Consider the following 18,296-nt stretch of genomic DNA (forward strand, 5'->3'; position numbering starts at 1 on the left):
AGCGAGCGAAATCCGCCGTTGTGCGACGCGATTCTTCGACGAAAGTAGGGGGTTGCGATATCCGATCGGTGGAGGTGTCCGCCGCGGCCCTCGCTCTAGCTTGGGGACGTGGACACAGAAACTCCGATTCGCTGGCCGTGGTGGGCCGAGGTCGCGCTGACCGCCTGGGTGACCGCGCTGTCGGTGCAGGATGCCTATGTCTCCGTCGACCGTCAGCTGTTCGCGCTGCCCGTCCTGGTGGCGCTGGTCGCCGGGCTGGCCACGGCGGGCAGGTACCGGTGGCCGCTGCTGGTCGCGGTGCTCGCCGTCGCGGCCGCGGGCGGCTGGGGACTCGTGCTCCCATTGCTGGTCAGCGCCTTTCAGCTCGCGGTGCGGGGCAGGCTGCGCCTCGCCGCCGGCGCGGTCGGCGGCGCGGTGCTGGTGAACGCGCTGGTGCGCCCCACCCTCGACCTGTGGCAGCCGCGCGGTTTCGGCATGGCGATGCTGGTCGGTCTCGCGTTCGCGCTGGGACTGTGGGTGCGAAGTCGGCGCAGGCTGATCGACGCGCTCGCCGTCCAGGTCGATCATCTGCGCACCGAGCGCACGCTGCGCGAGGAGGCGGCCAGGCTGGCGGAGCGTTCGGCGATCGCCGCCGAGATGCACGATGTGCTCGCGCACCGGCTCAGCTTGCTCGCCCTGCACTCCGGCGTGCTCGCCACCCGCACCGACACGCTGCCCGCACCCGTTGTCGAACGTCTCGGCCTGCTGCGCACCACCGCCACGGCGGCACTGGACGAACTGCGCGACGTGCTCGGCGCGCTGCGCGATCACGACGACGCCGCGGCGCTCGGGCCCGCGCTGCCCGATCTCGACGAGCTTGTCACCCAGGCCAGGCAGGCGGGCCAGCACATCGAGCTGACCACCGAAGGCGTCGAGGAGACGGCGCAGGCGGCGCACCGGCTCGCGGTCTATCGCATCGTCCGCGAGGGGCTGACCAATGCGCGCAAGCACGCGGGTGACGCCGCCGTCACCGTGCTGGTCCGCTACGGCTCCGCCGCGACGCGGGTCGAGGTGGCCAATACCGCCGGTACGCCGGTACATTCGGCGGTTCCGTCGGGATTCGGCCTGATCGGCCTGCGCGAGCGCGTCGACGCGCTCGGCGGGCAGCTGCGGGCGGGTCCGGCGGGCGCGGGCGCCTGGCGCCTCACCGCACGACTGCCGACACAGATACGGGAGGGCGCCGCCCGATGATCCGCGCCATGATCGTCGACGACGACGCCCTGGTCCGCCTCGGACTGGCCGACCTGCTGGATACCGACCCCGGGATCGAGGTCGTCGCGCAGGCCGCGGACGGCGTGCAGGCCGTCGAACTCGCCACCGCCCACCGCATCGACGTGGCCCTGATGGACGTGCGCATGCCGCGCATGGATGGCATCACCGCGATCGGCACGCTGCGCACCGTCGCGCACCCGCCGCGGATCATCACCCTGACCACCTTCGATCTGGACGAGTACGTCTACGACGCGCTCGCCGCCGGCGCGGACGGATTCCTGCTCAAGGACACCGATCCGGCCGATATCCTGCGCGCGATCCACCTGGTTGCCGCGGGTTCGGCCATGCTGCATCCGGCCGCCGCCCGCAGGCTGATCGACCGCTACCACCACACCGCGCGCGCGGCGACCTCGGCGGCGCAGCAGCGCATCGACCGGCTGACCCCGCGCGAACGCGATGTGCTCGCGCTGCTCGCCGAGGGCGGCACCAACGCCGATATCGCGGCGGCGCTCGGCATGCGGGAGAGCACGGTGAAGGCGCACGTCAGCCGGATTCTCACGGCGCTGGACGTGACCAATCGCGTGCAGGCGGCGCTGCTGGCCCGCGACGCGGGGGCGGTACCCGGCGCCGACCCGTATCCGCCGGGTGCTGCCTGACCTCCGCAGGCGCGCAACGGAATTCGTTGTGTCTTCGGCCGAGGCGGCGCGCCGCGCCGGATCGGCGCATAGCGTGTGCCGTATGCGGATGGAGAGCGCCGACTACATTTCCGGGTTGCCGCGCAAGCGGATGGCGGCGGGTGTGTTGTTCGTCGACGACCTGGATCGGGTACTGCTGGTCGAGCCGACGTACAAGGACCGGTGGGAACTGCCGGGCGGTGTCGTCGAGCACGAGGAATCGCCGTTCGCCGCGGCGGTCCGCGAGGTGCGCGAAGAGCTGGGCCTGACGATCGCGCCGGGTCGGCTGCTGGTGCTGGATTGGGTTCCGCCGGACCCGTTTCCGAGCGACGGGGTGATGTTCGTCTTCGACGGTGGTGTGCTCAGCGCCGATCAACTGGCGGCGATAGCCCTTCCGGCCGAGGAACTTCGGGGTTGGGCCTGGTGCGACGACGACGCGCTGGCCGAGCGCTTGCGCGACGGCCTGGCCCGGCGGATCGTGGCGGCTCGCCGGGCGCGCGCGGACGGCGTCACCGTCTATCTCGAGGACGGCTACGCCGTCGCCGGAGAGCACCTCGAGGACTAGACCGGGCCCTCCTGTTGTTGCCCCAAGTAGGGGTGAACCCTGAACTTCACCCGGATATCGGTGCTGACCTGGTGATTTCTCGTCGATCAGCTGCCAGCATGGAACATGTCGGATCGTTGAAGCGGCGGTTCGCAGGGACTTGGAGGCATGAAATGCTGTGGAAGATCATCGGTATCGTCGCGGTCGTCTGGATCGCGCTGGCCATCATCGGTGCGCTGATCAAGGGGCTGTTCCCGATCCTGGTGATCAGCGCCATCGTGTTCGGCCTGTACCTGCTGTACAAGGCGGTCTCGGGCTCGGACAACAACACCGTCAGCAAGCTCTGACCATCTGCTGAGGCCGTGCACCGTATGACGGATGCACGGCCTTTGTCATGCCCGCAATACGATGGGCCGCTGTGGAACAACTTCCGGAGGACTGGCAGCGCGGCCTGGTGATCGTCGCGCATCCCGACGATATCGAATACGGTACGGCCGCCGCAGTGGCGCGCTGGACGGAGCAGGGCAAGGACATTCGCTACGTGCTGGCCACCCGCGGCGAGGCGGGGATCGCCGGACTCCCGCCCGCCGAATCGGGGCCGCTGCGCGAGGCCGAGGAGATCGCCTCGGCCGAGGTGGTGGGCGTGCGGCAGGTGGAGTTCCTCGGCTACCCCGACGGACGGCTGGAAGCGAACCTGGCACTGCGCCGCGATCTGGCCGCCGCGATCCGCCGCCATCGGCCGGACATGGTGGTGCTGTCGCACTTCGGCGACACGTGGGGTCCCGGTTTCCTCAACAGTGCCGATCACCGCGCGGTCGGCCGGGCCGGGCTGGACGCGGTCGCCGACGCGGGCAACGAGTGGATCTTCCCCGAGCTCGCCGACCTGCCCGTCTGGACCGCGCGCTGGGCCGCCGTGATGGGCCCGAAGGCCACCCACGCCGTCGACGTCACCCACACCATCGGCAAGGCGAGCGCTTCGCTCGCCGAGCATCGCCGCTACCTCGAGGTGCTCAGCCCCGAGCCGGTGGCCGATCAGGTCCGCGCGATCATCGACATGACCACCGGCCCGAAGGACGGCTTCCCGGCCGAACGCGCCGTGGGTTTCGAGCTGTACTACTTCGGGGGCTGATCCGGGAACCCAGTGCGCCGAGCGCGGGGGCGAGCGGTCATTCCTTGGCGGCGGCGACGCGTGCGACGACCGCGCGCCAATCCTGTACCGGCGCAACGGCGAGACCGACGACCTTGCCCGCGTCGTCGGCGCGGCGCAGGGTGAGGGCGGCCTCGAAATCCGGGTCGGCGCGGAAGCTTTCGATCTCTCGCTGATTCATCGGACCGCCCTGGGCGATCAAGGTGCGCTGACTCGAGGGTGACAGCGCGGTGGCATGCGCGGTATCGGTGGCGGCCAGATAGCGCTTGGCGACCACGTGCAGTTCGATCAGCCGGGCGACGCGATCGCCGAGTACCGGGCGCACGGCCTCGGCGCCGTGCCTGCCGTGGCCCGCGTCGTCGCCGGGCACGAGCAGGTGGCCGATATCGTGCAGCAGCCCGGCCACCTGCAGTTCCTCGTCCTCGGGATGCCACTGCCGCAGCAGTTCCGCGCATTGCCGGTCGTGATCGAGGATGTCCACCGGATCGCCGCTGCGATCGGGCATATCCCAGACGTCGGCGCAGTTCGCCAGCAGGGTCATCAGGTCGTCCACGGTGGAAAGCGGCACCGTTCGCTCCTCTCTCGATAATGGTCTAGACCATCCTGCCGCCGTGGCGGGCGGTACGGGGTTGCCGGTGCGTGGCATCCGGATGAACCCTTCGCGCGCGGTCCTGGTCATCTGTGCAGGTTGGAGATTCGCGGGCGGGTGCCCTCTGTCGTCGGCCCCGATGTGGCAGGCTGTGCGAATGCGTGTTGCCGTTGTTGCCGGACCCGATCCCGGACATGCGTTTCCGGCGCTGGCGCTCTGCGCGCGTTTCCTGGCCGCGGGGGATGAGCCGGTGCTGTTCACCGGGCCGCGCTGGTTCGATGCCGCGAAGGACGCGGGCATCGCGGTGCGCAGGCTGAAGGGTCTGGCGCCGCGTCCCGACGAGGACGACGGCGATGCCGGGCGCCGCATTCACGAACGCGCCGCACACATTTCGACCGAGATACTGCCCGACCTCAGCGCCATGCTGCCGGAACTGGTGGTGTCCGATGTGCTCACCGCGGGCGGCGGGATGGCCGCGGAACGGCTCGGCGTGCCCTGGCTGGAACTGTCCCCGCATCCGCTGTACCTGCCGTCGAAGGCGTTGCCGCCCATCGGGAGTGGGCTCGCGCCGGGGGAGGGGTTGCGCGGCAGGCTGCGCGACGAGATGCTGCGCGGGCTGACCGCGCGGGCCGTGCGCCGCGGGCAGCGCCAGCGTGAGCAGGCACGCGAGGGTGTCGGGCTGCCCGCCGCCGATCCCGGCCCCGATGCCCGGTTGATCGCCACCCTGCCCGCACTCGAGGTGCCGCGCCCCGACTGGCCCGACAACGCCCACCTCGTCGGCCCGCTGTTATGGGAGCCGACCCGCGACCTTCTCGAACCGCCGCCCGGCGACGGGCCTTTGGTGATGGTGGCTCCGTCGACCGCGCAGACCGGTGTGGCCGGAATGGTGGACACCGTCCTGCGAGCCCTCGACGGAACCGGTGTGCGCGTGGCGATTTCCATGCTCGACACCCCACCCGCCGACCTACCGCCCTGGGCGACAGCGGGATTGGGCCGCCAGGACGAGTTGCTGAAGCACGCCGCGCTGGTGATCGGTGGCGGCGGGCACGGCCTGCTCGCCAAATCCCTGCTCGCGGGCGTGCCGATCGTCACCGTCCCCGGCGGCGGCGACCAATGGGAGCTCGCCAATCGCGCTGTCCGCCACGGCAGTTCGATCCTGGTCCGGCCCCTGACCGCCGACGCCGTGCGCACCGCCGTGCTGGAAGCACTCGACGAACCCCGCTACACCGAGGCGGCCCGAGCCGCCGCGGACGGCGCCGCGGTAGTCACCGACCCGATCCAGCTGTGCCACCAGATCCTCGAAGGAGCGCACACCTGACTCCATCGCGCTGCCGTATGTCCGGTGCGACGGGCCGAATCGGCGGCGGATTTCTTCGTCGGGCCCCTTGGCCGCGGGGTGCGGTGTGACGTGAGTATCTTGGATACGGTGCGGTTGACCGAGTTCCAGGAACTGATGCATACCGAGTTCGGGGCGGCCCGTGGGGACGCGCTGCTGGCCGATCATGTGATTCCGTCGTTGGGCGGGCGTACCGGCGCCGCCGCCATCGAGGCGGGCGTCGATCCGAGAGATGTGTGGCGTGCGCTGTGCGCGGAGTTCGACGTGCCGCGTACGCACTGGTAGCGAGGGGTTTTCGGGTGAGTGAGCTGAATATTCTCGATGGGCTGCCGCCGCGGGTGGCGGAACTACTGGGCGATGCGCCGACCTGGTCCGACGATCATGAGGGCATGAGCGGCGGCGTCCAATTCGTCAACGGGACGTACTGGGTCAAGCGCGGACCGCACGCGATCGAGGAACACGCGCGGCTGACGTGGCTGGCCGAGCAGGGGATCGCGGTGCCCGAGGTGGTGCTGTTCGAGCAGGACGTGCTGGTGCTGGCCGATGCGGGCGTGCCGAGCCTGGCCGAGCACGAGGCGCCGGGGCGGCTCATGGGTGCGCTGCTGCGCCGCCTGCACGAGCTGCCGATCGAGCGGTGCCCGTTCGACGAGCGGCTCGACGTGGTGCTCCCGCGCGCCGCGCGCAACGTGGCCGACGGGCTGGTCGATCCGGAGGACTTCGACTTCGACAAGCACGGGCTCGGTCCGGAACAGATCCTGGCGCTGCTGGCCGATCGTCCGGACGAGACGGATCTCGTTGTCGCCCACGGGGATTACACGCCGCCCAATGTGCTCGACGGTGGCATTCTCATCGATGTCGGCGGGCTCGGGCTCGCGGACCGCTACCGGGATCTGGCGCTGGCGGTGCGGGACCTGAGTGACGATTACGGTGACGCCGAGGTCGAGCGGTTCTTCGAGGCATACGGGCTGGACACGCCCGACCAGCGGCGGTTGGACTACTACCGCATGCTCGACGAACTGTTCTGAACCCGGCTGGGCGGCTACCCCTTCTTCGCGTAGTGCCGCGCCGCCTTGGTCCGATTCCCGCACGTCGCCATCGAATGCCAGCGCCGCGTACCGTTTTTCGATGTGTCGTAGAAGAACAGCACGCAGTCCGGGTGGGCGCACTGCCGGATGCGGTCGGGCGCCTCGGTGAGCAGATGCAGGAGATTGTCGGCGGCCAGCCAGGCCGGGAGCCACGCGGTATCCGGCACATCGGGTGTGTCGGTGGGCCCGGTGGCGGTGAGGGCGCGTTTGACGCGCCCGTGTTCGAGGACGTCGTTGAGCCCGGCATGGGTGGCGTTCTTCACCGTGTCGTAGATGGCGGAGCGCGCCGCGAGCACGGCCTCGAGTGTTCGCTCGTCGGCGGTGGCGCGCTCGGACAGTCCCGCCGCGTGCAACCAGACGGCCAGACCTGCCACATCGGTGAGCAGGTCCTGGGGTCCGCCCTCGATCCAGCGAGTGTTCAGCAGGTCGAGTGCCAGCGGTTCGCCGAGGTGCGGGCGCGGATCGAGCATGATTGAGGGTATCGAGCTTCGGGTGCTCTCCATGGCAACCACCGCCGTTCTAACCGGGTATTGCGATTTTATAGGTTGACGCCACCGGTCGGCGCCACTATCTTCTAACTTGTCAAACGCCGCAAGGTGGTTATTCCTTCCGAGGGTCCACAGAAAGGAGTCGTCATGCGACCTCCACTGCCTCCGTTCGATCTCGAATCCGCCAAGGTGAAGGTGCTCGCCGCCGAGAACGCCTGGAACACCCGAGATCCCGAACGGGTCGCGGCCGCTTACACCGAGGACTCGGTGTGGCGCAACCGCGACGAATTCTTCACCGGCCGCGCGGCGATCGTGGACTTCCTCACGCGAAAATGGTCCAGCGAGAACGGCTATGCGCTGCGCAAGGACCTCTGGGCGTTCGATGGCAACCGCATCGCGGTGCGCTTCCAGTACGAATGGCACGACGAAACCGGCCAGTGGTGGCGCAGTTACGGCAACGAGCAGTGGGAATTCACGCCCGAGGGCCTGATGTCGCGGCGCGAGGCCAGCATCAACGATGTGCGTATCGCCGAATCGGAACGCCGCATCTTCGGTCCGCGCGAGGCCGGAGACGAGTCGGTGCTGCCGCAGCAGTAGACGGCCGCGGTGGCCGACCGTGCCACCGCGGCAACGGGTTCGCACCCGGCAGGCACTTGTCGCCCGCCGGGTGCGACCCCGTTTCTTCGTGCGCTACGCACCGACTTCGGCTGGCCTCCGGGTGATTTCGGCGACCTGCTGTCGCTGGAACAACCCGAACGCCACGAGTCCGAAGACGATCCCCACCGCGCCCGCCACCACGAACGCCGCGTCCATTCCGTCGACGAACCGGGCGAGCGTCAGTGGCTGTTCGTCACCCGATACTCCGCGAAATACGGTGCCCAGCACCGCGACACCGAGCGCGAGCCCGAGTTGCCGCGCGGTGTTCACGGCTCCCGCGGCGGTGCCGCCCTGCTGCGGCGGTACGGCGGCCATGCCCACCGAGACCAGTGCGGGTGCGTTGATCCCGGTGCCGATGCCGATCACCACGAAGCCGGGAACCATTGCCACCCAGGATGATCCGGCATCGATGAGGGTGAGCAGGGAGGTGCCGAGGCCGAGCAGGACCAAACCGCCGCCGATCGTCCACTTGGGCGAAACATCCTGCAGCGCCTTACCGAACGCACCGGACACCATGAACGCGACCGCCGCCATCGGCAGCATCGCCAGCCCGGCGCGCAGCGGCGAGAGGTGCAGTTGCTGCTGCAACCACAGCGACACCAGCGGCAGGCTCGCGAACGCCGCGAAGGTCTGCCCGCTCGCGCCGAACAGGGTGGCGCCGAACTGGCGGTTGGCCAGCAGCGACAGTGGCAACATCGGTGCGGCGCCGCGCAATTCGACCAGGACAAAGGCGGCGAGCGCGACCGCGCCGAGCGCGAGCGCGGCAACCGCGCGGCCGTCGGTCCAGCCGTATTCACCGCTGCGGATGACGCCGTAGGTCACCGCCGTCGCCGCGGCCGCGAAGGTGAGCATGCCCGGCACGTCGATGCCGCGATCGGCGCGGCGCGGCGATGCCGGGAACACGCTGGCGGTCACCGCGATCGCCACTACCGCGATCGGCAGGTTGACGAAGAAAATCCAACGCCAGGACAGCAATTCGGTGAGTATGCCGCCCAGGACGACGCCGAGACCCGTCGCCGCGCCCGCGACCGCGCCCCAGATGCCGAAGGCGGTGCCGCGATCACGCCCGGTGTAGGTGGCGTGCAGCAGCGACAGGGTGGTGGCGAACATGGCCGCACCGCCGACGCCCTGAAGTGCCCGCGCCGCAACGAGGATCGTGGCCGATCCGGCGATACCGCACAGCAGTGAGGCGACGGCGAACACGGCGAGCCCGGCCAGATAGGTGCGCTTGGCGCCGACCCGGTCGGCGAGCGAGCCGAGCACGAGCAGCAGCGCGGCCAGCGCCAGCGAGTATCCGTCGACCACCCACTGCAGGCCGGACAGCCCCGTCTCCAGATCGGCCGAGATGTCGGGCAGCGCGACGTTCACGATCGTGACGTCGATGAGCAGTATCAGCGTGCCCAGGCTCGCGGCGAGCAGGGGAAGCCATTTCCTCACGGGAACCTCCAGCGGTCGAACGATATCGACGGCAATCGTGCGTGGATCGCGGGGATCGTCCTAGCTGGAGCGCTCCGTGCGTTAGATTCCTCCTATGGCTCGCGAAGACCCGTTGGAATCCTCCGTTCTCGATACCTTGGACAAGCAGATCCTGTTCGCGCTGGTGAAGGACGCGAGGATTCCGTTCGCCAAGCTCGGCGGCATCCTCGGTGTCTCGGAGCAGACGATCGCGCGGCGCTATCGGTCGCTGCGTCAGCGCGGCATCATGCACGTGTCGGGGCAGGTGAACGCGGTGCCGCTCGGCCACACCCGCTGGATGCTGCGGATCAAGACCACGCCGGATCGTGCGCTGCGGCTGGCCGAATCGCTGGCCAGATTCCCGGATCTGAGCTGGGTCACCCTGCTGTCCACCGGTTCCGAGGTGACCTGCGTGAGCCGTCCGCGCTCGATCGAGCGGCGCGATGCGCTGCTGCTGCACACCCTGCCCAAGGCCAGTCAGGTGGTCGGCCTCATCGCCCACGAGGTGATGCACCGCTTCCCGGCCGACGAGGACTGGCCGCGCTTCGGTCATCTGTTCACCGCCGGGCAGCTGCGTGAGCTCGGGCCTGCGCGCTCGCGCCGCGACGGCGCGGGGCCGGAGGAGCCGGTCGACCTGTCCGCACAGGACGAGGCGATGCTCGCGCTGCTCGGTCGCGACGGGCGCGCGCCCTACGCCCAGCTCGCGGCCGAAACAGGGTGGACCGCACCGCGGGTCGCGCGCCGGATGGCCGAGCTGGAGGCGGCGGGCGTGCTGTACTTCGATCTCGACTTCGCCATCGAGCGGATGGGTTACGGGGTGCGGGCCACGCTGTGGCTGCGGGTGCGTCCCGCGGATCTGGACGCGGTGGGCCGGGCCATCGCCACCCATCCCGAGGTGGCGTTCGTGGCCGCGACCACCGGGCCGACCAATCTGGGCGTGTCGGTGGTCTGCCGCGACACGGCAGGGCTCTACCGGTACATCACCGAACGGCTCGGCGCGCTCGACGGCATCACCGATCTGGATGTGACGCCCGCGCTGCGGGTGTTCAAACAGGCGCAGACGCTGCTGGACAGTGATCGGATCGCGCTGGTCCGGTGAGGGCTCGGGTGGCTGTGGTGTGGCGCGGCCGCGATCGCGCCGCGTTTGCCGAGGCCGGATCGATCCGTTTGCGTGTCGTCTGGCGCGTCGCTTGACTCGAACATCTGTTCGTCTAGTCTGGTCGCCAGAACTTGTCGGTGCCGCCCTCTAGTGTGGGCGCCAACCACGAACGAGAACTCACCCGGCGAAAAGGGGATCAGGACATGGCACCACAGGCGTTCGACCGCGACAAGGCGCTCGAGCTGGCGCTGGCTCAGGTGGAGAAGAGCTTCGGCAAGGGCGCGGTGATGCGCCTCGGTGAGGAGGCGCGCCAGCCCATCTCGGTGATCCCGACCGGATCCATCGCGCTGGACGTCGCGCTCGGCATCGGTGGCCTGCCGCGTGGCCGCATCATCGAGGTCTACGGTCCGGAATCCTCGGGTAAGACCACCGTCGCGCTGCACGCGGTGGCCAACGCGCAGGCCGCGGGCGGCGTCGCGGCGTTCATCGACGCCGAGCACGCGCTCGACCCCGACTACGCGCGCAAGCTCGGTGTCGACACCGACGCGCTGCTCGTCTCCCAGCCGGACACCGGTGAGCAGGCGCTGGAAATCGCCGACATGCTCGTCCGCTCCGGCGCCATCGACATCATCGTCATCGACTCGGTGGCCGCGCTGGTGCCGCGCGCCGAAATCGAGGGCGAGATGGGCGACAGCCACGTCGGCCTGCAGGCCCGCCTGATGAGCCAGGCGCTGCGCAAGATGACCGGTGCGCTGAACAACTCCGGCACCACCGCCATCTTCATCAACCAGCTGCGCGAGAAGATCGGCGTCATGTTCGGCTCGCCCGAAACCACCACCGGCGGTAAGGCGCTGAAGTTCTACGCCTCGGTGCGCCTGGACGTGCGCCGCATCGAAACGCTCAAGGACGGCAGCGACGCGGTCGGCAACCGCACCCGCGTGAAGGTCGTGAAGAACAAGGTCTCGCCGCCGTTCAAGCAGGCCGAATTCGACATCCTCTACGGGCAGGGCATCTCTCGCGAGGGCTCGCTCATCGACATGGGTGTCGAGCACGGCTTCGTCCGCAAGTCGGGCTCCTGGTACACCTACGAGGGCGACCAGCTCGGCCAGGGCAAGGAGAACGCCCGCAAGTTCCTGCTGGAGAACGTCGATGTCTGCAACGAGATCGAGAAGAAGATCAAGGAGAAGCTGGGTATCGGCGCCGACGTGACCGCGGACGCCGCCGAGGTGCCCGCCGATTTCTGAGCGAGTGCAGCGTGAACACAGTGCCCTCGGCCACGACCGAGCCGAGCGCCGCAGGGTCGTGATCCGATGAACAGCGACCGCCGGATGCGTCGTTCCGAGACCGGGCAGCAATCCGATCCGGTCGCGGACATCCGGCGTCGACTGGCCGGCCTCGGTGTCACGCAGGATCTTTCGGCCGGTGTGCAATCGGCCGAACACACTTCACCCGAACGCCGGTCGGCCGGGCTCGATCCGCAGCGAGCCCGGCCGACCGGAACCTCGGCAGGACCGGTGGCGGCCGGCGCCGAATCGGGTGAGCCCGAGCCGCCGCGACCGGACACCCGGTCCGCGGCGGCTCCCGGGGAATCGGGCGGCACAGTCGAACAGGCCAAAGAGGCATGCCTGCGCCTGCTCGCCGTCCGTGCCCGCAGCCGCGCCGAGCTCGCACAACGCCTGGGCGCCAAGGGATTCACCGCCGAGGTCGGCGACCGCGCGCTCGACCGGCTCGCCGAGGTCGGCCTGATCGACGACGCCGCCTTCGCCGAACAATGGGTGCACTCCCGCCACACCTTCTCCGGCAAGGGCAAACAGGCACTCGCCCAAGAACTCCGCCGCAAAGGCGTAGACCCCGCCGACTCGGCTCCCGCCCTGGAATCAATCACCTCCGACGACGAGGCCACCCGCGCCGCCGAACTGGTCCGCCGCAAACTCCGCACCATCCCCCGAGGCCTGGACCGCGACAAAACAATCCGCCGCCTCGTCGGCATGCTCGCCCGCCGCGGCTACAGCCAATCCACCGCCTTCACCGTCGTCAAAGCCGAACTGGCCCAAGCGGAATTCGATACGGCGGATCTCGATACGGATTGATGGGACGTCCGGCGCCGATGTAGGGGCGACAGTGAGCGGGCGCAAGGCAGTGGCGGTGCACGGTCGGCATTGAGCCCGGTCGGTGAGAGTGCGACTGTGAGCGGACGCGTGGTCCGTAGGGGAGCGGTGTGCAGAGTGCTGTCACACAGTCATTTCGGCGCCGCGCACCGAATATCGCGAAATTCGCAGCGCGCCACCGCAATCGACGAGCTCCAACGAGGTCGATGCTGTTCCTACGCGGGTTGGGTGGCTCGAGGCCGAGCCCGTTGCCGAGCGCAGTCAGATGGCCCGTTTGCGGCGTGTCGGACGGCCATTTGACTGCGCTCGGGGAGTGGGTTGGCGGGTCAAAGTGGGGGGACGGTGGGGGGCCAGGGAGTGGGGGTGATGTTGGCGGGTTTTCCGGTGCCGTCGTCGGGCCAGTCGAAGTGGGGTGGGGGTGGGCCCCATTGGCGGGGGGCGGTGAAGGAGATTCGGGCGGAGCCGAAGTCGGTGGCGGTGAAGGTGGTTTGGGCGTTGAAGGCGACCTGGTCGAATCTGGCGCCGCCGATGAAGGTGGCTCTGCTGAACCTGGCCTCGTCGTTGAAGGTGGCTCCGCCGAACAGCGCGCCGTAACCGAATGTGGCCATGTCGAATCCGGCGCTGCCGTGGCAGGTGATCCGGTCGAAGTCGGCGTTGCCGCTGAAGGTGGCCTGGTCGAACTCGGCGTCGCCATGGAAGACGGCCTCGCTGAACCTGGCACTCGCGCCGAACGTGGCCGCGCTGAACCCGGCGTTGCCGGCGAACGCCGCCTTCTCGAAGCCGACGCCGCCGTGGAATGTCGCCTGGTCGAACCTGATGTCACCGCCGAAGATGGTTCCGGCGAATCCGGTGCTGCCGTGGAAGACGGCATTGTCGAATCTGGCGTCGCGGTTCAGTTCGACTACGTCGAATCTGGTGTCGCCGTGGAAGGTGGCTCTACCGAAACCGGTGCTGCCGTTGAACCTTGCTCCGTCGAACCAAGCGCCCGCGCCGAAGGTCGCCCGCTCGAACCATGCACCCGCGCCGAAGGTCGCCCGCTCGAACCAAGCACCCGCCCCGAAGCTTGCCCGCTCGAACCAGGCGTTGCCGACGAAGGTGGCTCCGCCGAACCTGGCGACGAATTCGGCGGCACCGCCGAAGGTGGCCCCCACGAAGCCGGTGTCGCCGTGGAAAGTGGCTCCGCCGAATCCGGTCTCGCCGTGGAACTTCGCTTCGGTGAACCAGGCGCCGCCGCCGAACACGGCACGGTCGAACCGGGCTTTACCGGAGAAGATGGCGCTGTAGAAGTGGACGTCGTCGAAGTGGGCGGTGCGGAAGTCGAAATTGCTTGCCGACCAGCTGTATTCGGCGTCGGGTTTGAGATGATCGGCGATGACCCGGACGATGGTGTTGCGGACCTCGCGGTCGTTCTGCCGGTACTCGAAGTGCCGTTCGGTCTCCGGTCCGGCCGGATCCGCGGCCGGGTACTTGCGGACGTCCTTGGTCTGATGATTGGCCCCGAGTTCGGGGGTGTAGGGCAGACGCAGGTACCCGCAGAGCACATCGATGCACTGCTGGCGGTGCAGACCCTCGGTTTCGTCGGCGACACCGGCCATCGCGTACACCCCGGCGATCCGAACCGCGACATCGGTGGCGCCGAGCTGCGCGGCCGCCGCCCCGAACCGCTCCACGAACTTGCTCTGTTCGAGATCACGCTGCCGCCGATAGGCGACCACCAACGCGACAACCCCACCGACCCCGGCCACCACGGTCAACGCCACCCGGGTGAGGTCGAGCGGCGCCGCCTTCACATCACTGGTCGGCGTCACCCCATGCAGCACCTGATACGCCACATACGCCACCCCGAGCCCCGCCACCAACGCGAACACCACCGCGGGCAGCAACCGGACCCGCCCCGCCCGCCGCCCAATCGCCTTGTTCCCCTTCCCCATCCGCGCCGCAACCACCCCGGTCTTCCCGCGCGCCGCCGCACCAAGAGCACGAACCCACCCCGCCATCGCTCGATTCTGCGCGCCACCACTCACCCTTTGTGCGGAACTTCAACCTTCCGCCGGAAGTTTTGCCCCGCCACATTCCTCAGCCGCACCCCACAGCCGTGCGGGAGAAGACGCTAGGACGCTCGGGGATTCCATTTGCGGTAAGCCAGGATTCGGGGGTGTCCGTATGGTTTCCGCAATGGAGAGTTCGGGGAGGGCGATGCAGGGGGAATTAGTCATACCGGGCCTGGCGACCGTGGGCCCGTGTCAGGCCCACGAAGAAGGTAACGGGCGGTTGCCGGGTGCGTGTTGCTCAGCATTCCGACGCGTGCAGCTGAACCGCGCACGGCACCCAGGTAGTGAACGAGCTCATCTTGGATTCCGGCACGACGCCATAGGGTCTGCAACGCTGCTACCAGCTGAAATGGGTCAGTCCGCTGCGGTTCGAGGGTCAGTGCAGGTCGAGAACCGTCAACAGCACCGATTTCACCGCGGTCATCTGCTCGGCTGTGGCGACGCCGAGGCGTTCCACGAACCGATCCGAGGGCGCTACCCCGAGCAGATGTCCATAGCCGCAGCCGAACTCGCCGAGGCTCACACTCACCATGCCTCGCCGTCCCGGTGGCTCGATATCGAGTATGTCCATCACCAGAATTCGGCCGTCTTCGTTCAACGGATCGCACGAGACGACCAGCACTGTTCGTTCTCGCATCACTGCCTGATATCGCCAGATGTCGCCGCGCCGGACTGTCACCGGCCCAGCTCCGACAAGTAGGCGTCTACCGCGGCATCGTGCTCGGCGGCAGCGACGGCTTCCGCGTCGGTGAGGACGGTGGCCAGCGGCGGATCGGCACGCATCGCGGCCAGTTCTTCCCGGACGAGTTCATGCCGCACAGCGCGAGTGATGAAGTCGGTGAGGTTGCCGTTTCCAGCGTCCTTCGCGGCGGCGGCCAAGTCGTCGTCGAGCCGCAGGGAAATCTTCGCCATACGTTAAGGGTATCGGTTGTCGGGCAGACTGTCCGACAGCGTGGAATGCTGCACGGCCTAACTGCCCGAGTTCGCGGCGCGGGACAGCGACATCGTGCTGATTGATCTGAAACGCCTGTACAAAGGGTCTTGACCAACCTCGTGCGGCTGATCGGAGGCGTGGATGCGACTAAGTGTGGTGGTGGCGCGGGAGCGGTTTGCTGCCGAACGGGTGGCTCGGCTTGCGACCGTGACGGCCGAGTCGCTGCCGCATGTCGTGCCGATGGTGTTCGTTGTGGTGGGGGAGACGATCTATTCCGCGGTCGATGCGAAGCCGAAGTCGACGCAGGCGTTGCGGCGGCTGGCGAATATCGCGGCGCATCCGGGGGTGGCGGTGCTGGCCGATCACTATGCCGAGGATTGGGGGCGGTTGTGGTGGGTGCGGGCGGATGGGCGGGCGCGGATCGCGGAGGGGGAGGAGGCGGGGACGGCGTTGCGGCTGCTGGCCGCGCGGTATCCCGAGTATGTGGAGCAGCCGCCGCCCGGGCCGGTGATCGCGATCGACGTCGACCGGTGGTCCGGGTGGGCGGCGAGGTGATGCGCGGCAGGGGTTTCAGAGGCCGGGGATGGTGGCGAAGACGGTGGCGAGGCTGTCCTGGCGGAAGTAGATGTCCGGCGGCGGGTTTCGATAGATGTCGAGGCCGGAGTCGGGGAGCCAGGTGGAGTCGAGCACGTGCAGCGCCAATGGGCCTGCGGGGGCGGTGATTTCGACCTCGATGCCCTCGGCGGGCGGTGCGGAGAACGAGAAACCCTTGGTGGGCACCGGGTTCAGGTCGCGGCCGGCTACTCGCAGCGTGCGGGGCGCGGTGTCGTAGCGCAGGCCGAGAATGGTGGCGCCACGCAGGGTGTGCAGGCGCAGCCGGACCGTGCGCTGCCCGGATTCGGTGGTGTCGGAAAGGATTTCGGCGGTGGGCCGGGGCAGTGATTGGGCCGATGCCGGTCCGCTGGCGACCGCGGTCGGCCACAGCGTCGCGAACTGCGCCTCCGGCGCGGTCGCGCCGACGAAGCCGTCGGTCCAGCGATCGGGCTGCACCTTCGACAGCCACTGCGCCTCGTTGCGGTCGGCGTCGAGCGCGTAGATGAGCTGGGACGACATCGGATGCTCGTCGTCGAAGCGGTCGACGACCAGCCCGGCCGCGGCGAGTGCGGCGGCAAGGGTCAACGTGGTCAACGGGATCGCCCATCCGCGCCGGGCGGGCCAGGCCTTGGCGAGGGTCAGCAGGAGCAGGCCGCCCAGCAGCACCACCGCGGGCGCCACCAGGAACGGCGTGCTGGTGATGCCGGTCTGCGCCGCGGACCAGTAGCCGCCGAGCGATATCGCGGCGGGTACCAGGAAGACGGTGAGCACCGGCAGCTGCCAGCGTTCGGGTACCACGAAGGTGGCGAGCACTCCTACCGTGGCGAAGAACGCAGGGACGACAAGCGCCTGCGCGGCGGCAGGCGCGAGTGCCGCGGCCGCCGCACCGAGTACCGCGACGCAGCACAGCATTCCGGCGGCAGCGGCCGAGGCGCTGAATACCTTGCGCGCCACGGCGAACCACGCGCCGACGACGGCCGCGGACAGCACGATGATCGCCAGATAGTAGAGCTCGGGCCGGTACGGATCGACGAACAGCGGCCGATACTCCGGCCGGATCGCTTTCAGCGCCTCCCACAGCCCGTACACCGCGCCCATCGCGATCGGCACCGCGACGAATGCCGTCGCGGTGGCGCCGAGTACCCGTGCGATGCTGGTCTCGCCGCCGCGGCGGGCCTGCCGGACCACCCACGCCGCGCCGAGCACCGTGGCCACCGCGAGCGCGATGATCACCCACAGCGGCAGCACCACCAGGATGCCGAAGGGCAGCTGGAAGTACGCCCGGTCGCCACCGTCGGCGAGGTCGGCCAGGTCCTTGCCGCCGAATTCGCGGGCCAGCGCGAGACTGTTGTCGCCGAGCTGCTGCAGGGTGGCCCGATCGACGTGCGCCGGATCGTCGAATCGGTTGTGGTAGTAGGCGCTTTTCCCGGCGTAGGCCCAGTCCAGCACCTGGAGTCCGCCGGGCTCGAACGAGGCGAAGTCGGTATTGCTCGAGGTCTGCCCACCGGCCAGTGCGGTGGTCAGCGAGTCGGTATTCGGGTGCGGCGCGGTGGCGACCGTATCGATCAGCGCGCCGTCGGGCCGGGTGGTGCGCCACAGCAGCGCGGGCCCGCCGGCGCCGCGGGCCTCGTGGTTGATCACCACGCCGCTGCGCTTGCCCGCCGCGACAAAGGCTTCCGCGCCGAGCAGCCCCACTTCTTCACCGTCGGTCAGCAGGACGACGATGTCGTTGCGCAATCCGGTACCGGCGGCCCGCAGTGCGCGCACCGTTTCCAGCGTCGTCGCGACCCCGGCGCCGTCGTCGTTCGCGCCGGGTCCCGAGGCGACGGAATCGTAATGCGCGGTGAGATAGACGGTTCCGGTCGAGTTCGTGCCGGGCAGTTCGGCGACGATATTGGCGATCCGCCCCATGCCCTCGACCTCGCGCACGAGCGTCGAGGGATAGTGGCCGACGCCTTCCTGAATCTCGGTCTCCAGACCGAGCTTTCGCAGCTCCGCGACGAGATGGTCACGGACGCGGTCGTGTTCGGCGGTGCCGAGCGGGTGCGGCCGCTGCGCGATCTCCTCGATGACCCGCATCGCCCGGCCCGCACTGAACACGTCCGCGGGCGCGGATTCTGGCCGGTGCCCGTGCGGTTGCTGGGTCCACGCTGTAGCTACGACCACAGCGAGCAAGATCGCGAAAGCCAGCAGACCGGAGAGACGGGAACCCATTCGCACGTTCCCGATCGTAGTTAGCGAGCCTGGTCGCGCGGATCCGTCGATGGGATGACTCCGTCTCGCT

Annotated in this window: 20 protein-coding genes; 13 read left to right on the forward strand and 7 right to left on the reverse strand. The window is 69.0% G+C overall.

Annotated features, from left to right (window positions below; translation table 11 throughout):
* Positions 1-108: 108 nt before the first annotated feature.
* From ACIG5A_RS37660 to ACIG5A_RS37680, 5 genes are all read left to right on the forward strand, one after another.
* Entirely contained in the window at positions 109-1,230 is a 1,122-nt protein-coding gene (locus tag ACIG5A_RS37660) for a sensor histidine kinase (RefSeq protein ID WP_397249126.1), read from the forward strand.
* 8 nt (positions 1,231-1,238) lie between these two features.
* Positions 1,239-1,907, forward strand: a complete 669-nt coding sequence (locus tag ACIG5A_RS37665) for a response regulator (RefSeq protein ID WP_397249128.1) — start codon at positions 1,239-1,241, stop codon at positions 1,905-1,907.
* Positions 1,908-1,989: 82 nt separating this feature from the next.
* Positions 1,990-2,490: an NUDIX domain-containing protein gene (locus ACIG5A_RS37670; RefSeq protein ID WP_397249130.1), complete on the forward strand. Its 501-nt coding sequence runs from the start codon at positions 1,990-1,992 to the stop codon at positions 2,488-2,490.
* A 152-nt stretch (positions 2,491-2,642) separates the two neighbouring features.
* On the forward strand, positions 2,643-2,816 hold the full coding sequence (locus ACIG5A_RS37675; RefSeq protein WP_397249132.1) for a hypothetical protein: 174 nt from the start codon (positions 2,643-2,645) through the stop codon (positions 2,814-2,816).
* Positions 2,817-2,887: 71 nt separating this feature from the next.
* Positions 2,888-3,598 (forward strand): PIG-L deacetylase family protein, encoded by a 711-nt coding sequence (locus ACIG5A_RS37680; RefSeq protein WP_397249134.1) that lies wholly within the window; start codon positions 2,888-2,890, stop codon positions 3,596-3,598.
* Between the two features lie 37 nt (positions 3,599-3,635).
* On the opposite strand, the gene ACIG5A_RS37685 is transcribed toward ACIG5A_RS37680, so the two are convergent.
* Positions 3,636-4,184: an HD domain-containing protein gene (locus ACIG5A_RS37685; RefSeq protein ID WP_397249136.1), complete on the reverse strand. Its 549-nt coding sequence runs from the start codon at positions 4,182-4,184 to the stop codon at positions 3,636-3,638.
* 178 nt (positions 4,185-4,362) lie between these two features.
* Here ACIG5A_RS37685 and ACIG5A_RS37690 point away from each other — a divergent pair, with 178 nt between their 5' ends.
* The 3 genes from ACIG5A_RS37690 to ACIG5A_RS37700 all read left to right on the forward strand — a co-directional run bounded on the left by ACIG5A_RS37690 (position 4,363) and on the right by ACIG5A_RS37700 (position 6,566).
* Positions 4,363-5,523 (forward strand): glycosyltransferase, encoded by a 1,161-nt coding sequence (locus tag ACIG5A_RS37690; protein WP_397249138.1) that lies wholly within the window; start codon positions 4,363-4,365, stop codon positions 5,521-5,523.
* A gap of 108 nt (positions 5,524-5,631) precedes the next feature.
* Positions 5,632-5,826, forward strand: coding sequence for a DUF3046 domain-containing protein (locus ACIG5A_RS37695; protein WP_397249477.1), 195 nt, complete (start codon positions 5,632-5,634; stop codon positions 5,824-5,826).
* 14 nt (positions 5,827-5,840) lie between these two features.
* Complete coding sequence (locus tag ACIG5A_RS37700) at positions 5,841-6,566, forward strand: phosphotransferase (protein ID WP_397249140.1); 726 nt, start codon at positions 5,841-5,843, stop codon at positions 6,564-6,566.
* A gap of 14 nt (positions 6,567-6,580) precedes the next feature.
* On the opposite strand, the gene ACIG5A_RS37705 is transcribed toward ACIG5A_RS37700, so the two are convergent.
* Complete coding sequence (locus ACIG5A_RS37705; RefSeq protein WP_397249142.1) at positions 6,581-7,096, reverse strand: CGNR zinc finger domain-containing protein; 516 nt, start codon at positions 7,094-7,096, stop codon at positions 6,581-6,583.
* A 165-nt stretch (positions 7,097-7,261) separates the two neighbouring features.
* On the opposite strand from ACIG5A_RS37705, the gene ACIG5A_RS37710 reads away from it, so the two are divergent.
* On the forward strand, positions 7,262-7,711 hold the full coding sequence (locus ACIG5A_RS37710) for a nuclear transport factor 2 family protein (protein ID WP_397249144.1): 450 nt from the start codon (positions 7,262-7,264) through the stop codon (positions 7,709-7,711).
* Positions 7,712-7,804: 93 nt separating this feature from the next.
* Here the strand turns inward: ACIG5A_RS37710 and ACIG5A_RS37715 are convergent, their stop codons facing one another.
* The gene (locus ACIG5A_RS37715) at positions 7,805-9,208 is read right to left on the reverse strand and encodes an MFS transporter (protein WP_397249146.1); all 1,404 of its coding nucleotides are present in this window, start codon (positions 9,206-9,208) and stop codon (positions 7,805-7,807) included.
* A gap of 94 nt (positions 9,209-9,302) precedes the next feature.
* On the opposite strand from ACIG5A_RS37715, the gene ACIG5A_RS37720 reads away from it, so the two are divergent.
* From ACIG5A_RS37720 to recX, 3 genes are all read left to right on the forward strand, one after another.
* Positions 9,303-10,325 carry an Lrp/AsnC family transcriptional regulator gene (locus tag ACIG5A_RS37720; RefSeq protein WP_397249148.1) on the forward strand — a complete coding sequence of 341 codons (1,023 nt, stop codon included), beginning with the start codon at positions 9,303-9,305 and terminating at the stop codon, positions 10,323-10,325.
* A 203-nt stretch (positions 10,326-10,528) separates the two neighbouring features.
* On the forward strand, positions 10,529-11,569 hold the full coding sequence (gene recA / locus ACIG5A_RS37725) for a recombinase RecA (RefSeq protein ID WP_397249150.1): 1,041 nt from the start codon (positions 10,529-10,531) through the stop codon (positions 11,567-11,569).
* 270 nt (positions 11,570-11,839) lie between these two features.
* Positions 11,840-12,415 carry a recombination regulator RecX gene (gene recX, locus ACIG5A_RS37730; protein WP_397249479.1) on the forward strand — a complete coding sequence of 192 codons (576 nt, stop codon included), beginning with the start codon at positions 11,840-11,842 and terminating at the stop codon, positions 12,413-12,415.
* 344 nt (positions 12,416-12,759) lie between these two features.
* On the opposite strand, the gene ACIG5A_RS37735 is transcribed toward recX, so the two are convergent.
* The 3 genes from ACIG5A_RS37735 to ACIG5A_RS37745 all read right to left on the reverse strand — a co-directional run bounded on the left by ACIG5A_RS37735 (position 12,760) and on the right by ACIG5A_RS37745 (position 15,396).
* Positions 12,760-14,430 carry a pentapeptide repeat-containing protein gene (locus ACIG5A_RS37735; RefSeq protein ID WP_397249152.1) on the reverse strand — a complete coding sequence of 557 codons (1,671 nt, stop codon included), beginning with the start codon at positions 14,428-14,430 and terminating at the stop codon, positions 12,760-12,762.
* Between the two features lie 430 nt (positions 14,431-14,860).
* Positions 14,861-15,121 carry a hypothetical protein gene (locus ACIG5A_RS37740; RefSeq protein WP_397249154.1) on the reverse strand — a complete coding sequence of 87 codons (261 nt, stop codon included), beginning with the start codon at positions 15,119-15,121 and terminating at the stop codon, positions 14,861-14,863.
* 38 nt (positions 15,122-15,159) lie between these two features.
* A complete protein-coding gene (locus ACIG5A_RS37745; RefSeq protein WP_397249155.1) occupies positions 15,160-15,396 on the reverse strand; it encodes a hypothetical protein in 237 nt (78 codons plus the stop codon).
* 163 nt (positions 15,397-15,559) lie between these two features.
* On the opposite strand from ACIG5A_RS37745, the gene ACIG5A_RS37750 reads away from it, so the two are divergent.
* On the forward strand, positions 15,560-15,973 hold the full coding sequence (locus tag ACIG5A_RS37750) for a TIGR03668 family PPOX class F420-dependent oxidoreductase (RefSeq protein ID WP_397249157.1): 414 nt from the start codon (positions 15,560-15,562) through the stop codon (positions 15,971-15,973).
* Positions 15,974-15,988: 15 nt separating this feature from the next.
* On the opposite strand, the gene ACIG5A_RS37755 is transcribed toward ACIG5A_RS37750, so the two are convergent.
* Positions 15,989-18,226: a M20/M25/M40 family metallo-hydrolase gene (locus ACIG5A_RS37755; protein ID WP_397249159.1), complete on the reverse strand. Its 2,238-nt coding sequence runs from the start codon at positions 18,224-18,226 to the stop codon at positions 15,989-15,991.
* Positions 18,227-18,296 lie beyond the last annotated feature (70 nt).

The organism is Nocardia sp. NPDC052566 (assembly GCF_044547285.1).
Classification (GTDB): Bacteria; Actinomycetota; Actinomycetes; order Mycobacteriales; family Mycobacteriaceae; genus Nocardia.

Bases quoted from the DNA above. Each gene is read 5' to 3' on its own strand.
- ACIG5A_RS37665 (WP_397249128.1), top strand. From the start codon at position 1,239: ATGATCGTCGACGACGACGCCCTGGTCCGCCTCGGACTGGCCGACCTG.
- ACIG5A_RS37735 (WP_397249152.1), bottom strand. From the start codon at position 14,430: ATGGCGGGGTGGGTTCGTGCTCTTGGTGCGGCGGCGCGCGGGAAGACC.
- ACIG5A_RS37740 (WP_397249154.1), bottom strand. From the start codon at position 15,121: ATGCGAGAACGAACAGTGCTGGTCGTCTCGTGCGATCCGTTGAACGAA.
- ACIG5A_RS37750 (WP_397249157.1), top strand. From the start codon at position 15,560: ATGCGACTAAGTGTGGTGGTGGCGCGGGAGCGGTTTGCTGCCGAACGG.
- ACIG5A_RS37675 (WP_397249132.1), top strand. From the start codon at position 2,643: ATGCTGTGGAAGATCATCGGTATCGTCGCGGTCGTCTGGATCGCGCTG.
- ACIG5A_RS37710 (WP_397249144.1), top strand. From the start codon at position 7,262: ATGCGACCTCCACTGCCTCCGTTCGATCTCGAATCCGCCAAGGTGAAG.
- ACIG5A_RS37755 (WP_397249159.1), bottom strand. From the start codon at position 18,226: ATGGGTTCCCGTCTCTCCGGTCTGCTGGCTTTCGCGATCTTGCTCGCT.
- ACIG5A_RS37705 (WP_397249142.1), bottom strand. From the start codon at position 7,096: ATGCTCGATCCGCGCCCGCACCTCGGCGAACCGCTGGCACTCGACCTG.
- ACIG5A_RS37745 (WP_397249155.1), bottom strand. From the start codon at position 15,396: ATGGCGAAGATTTCCCTGCGGCTCGACGACGACTTGGCCGCCGCCGCG.
- recA (WP_397249150.1), top strand. From the start codon at position 10,529: ATGGCACCACAGGCGTTCGACCGCGACAAGGCGCTCGAGCTGGCGCTG.
- ACIG5A_RS37690 (WP_397249138.1), top strand. From the start codon at position 4,363: ATGCGTGTTGCCGTTGTTGCCGGACCCGATCCCGGACATGCGTTTCCG.
- ACIG5A_RS37720 (WP_397249148.1), top strand. From the start codon at position 9,303: ATGGCTCGCGAAGACCCGTTGGAATCCTCCGTTCTCGATACCTTGGAC.
- ACIG5A_RS37670 (WP_397249130.1), top strand. From the start codon at position 1,990: ATGCGGATGGAGAGCGCCGACTACATTTCCGGGTTGCCGCGCAAGCGG.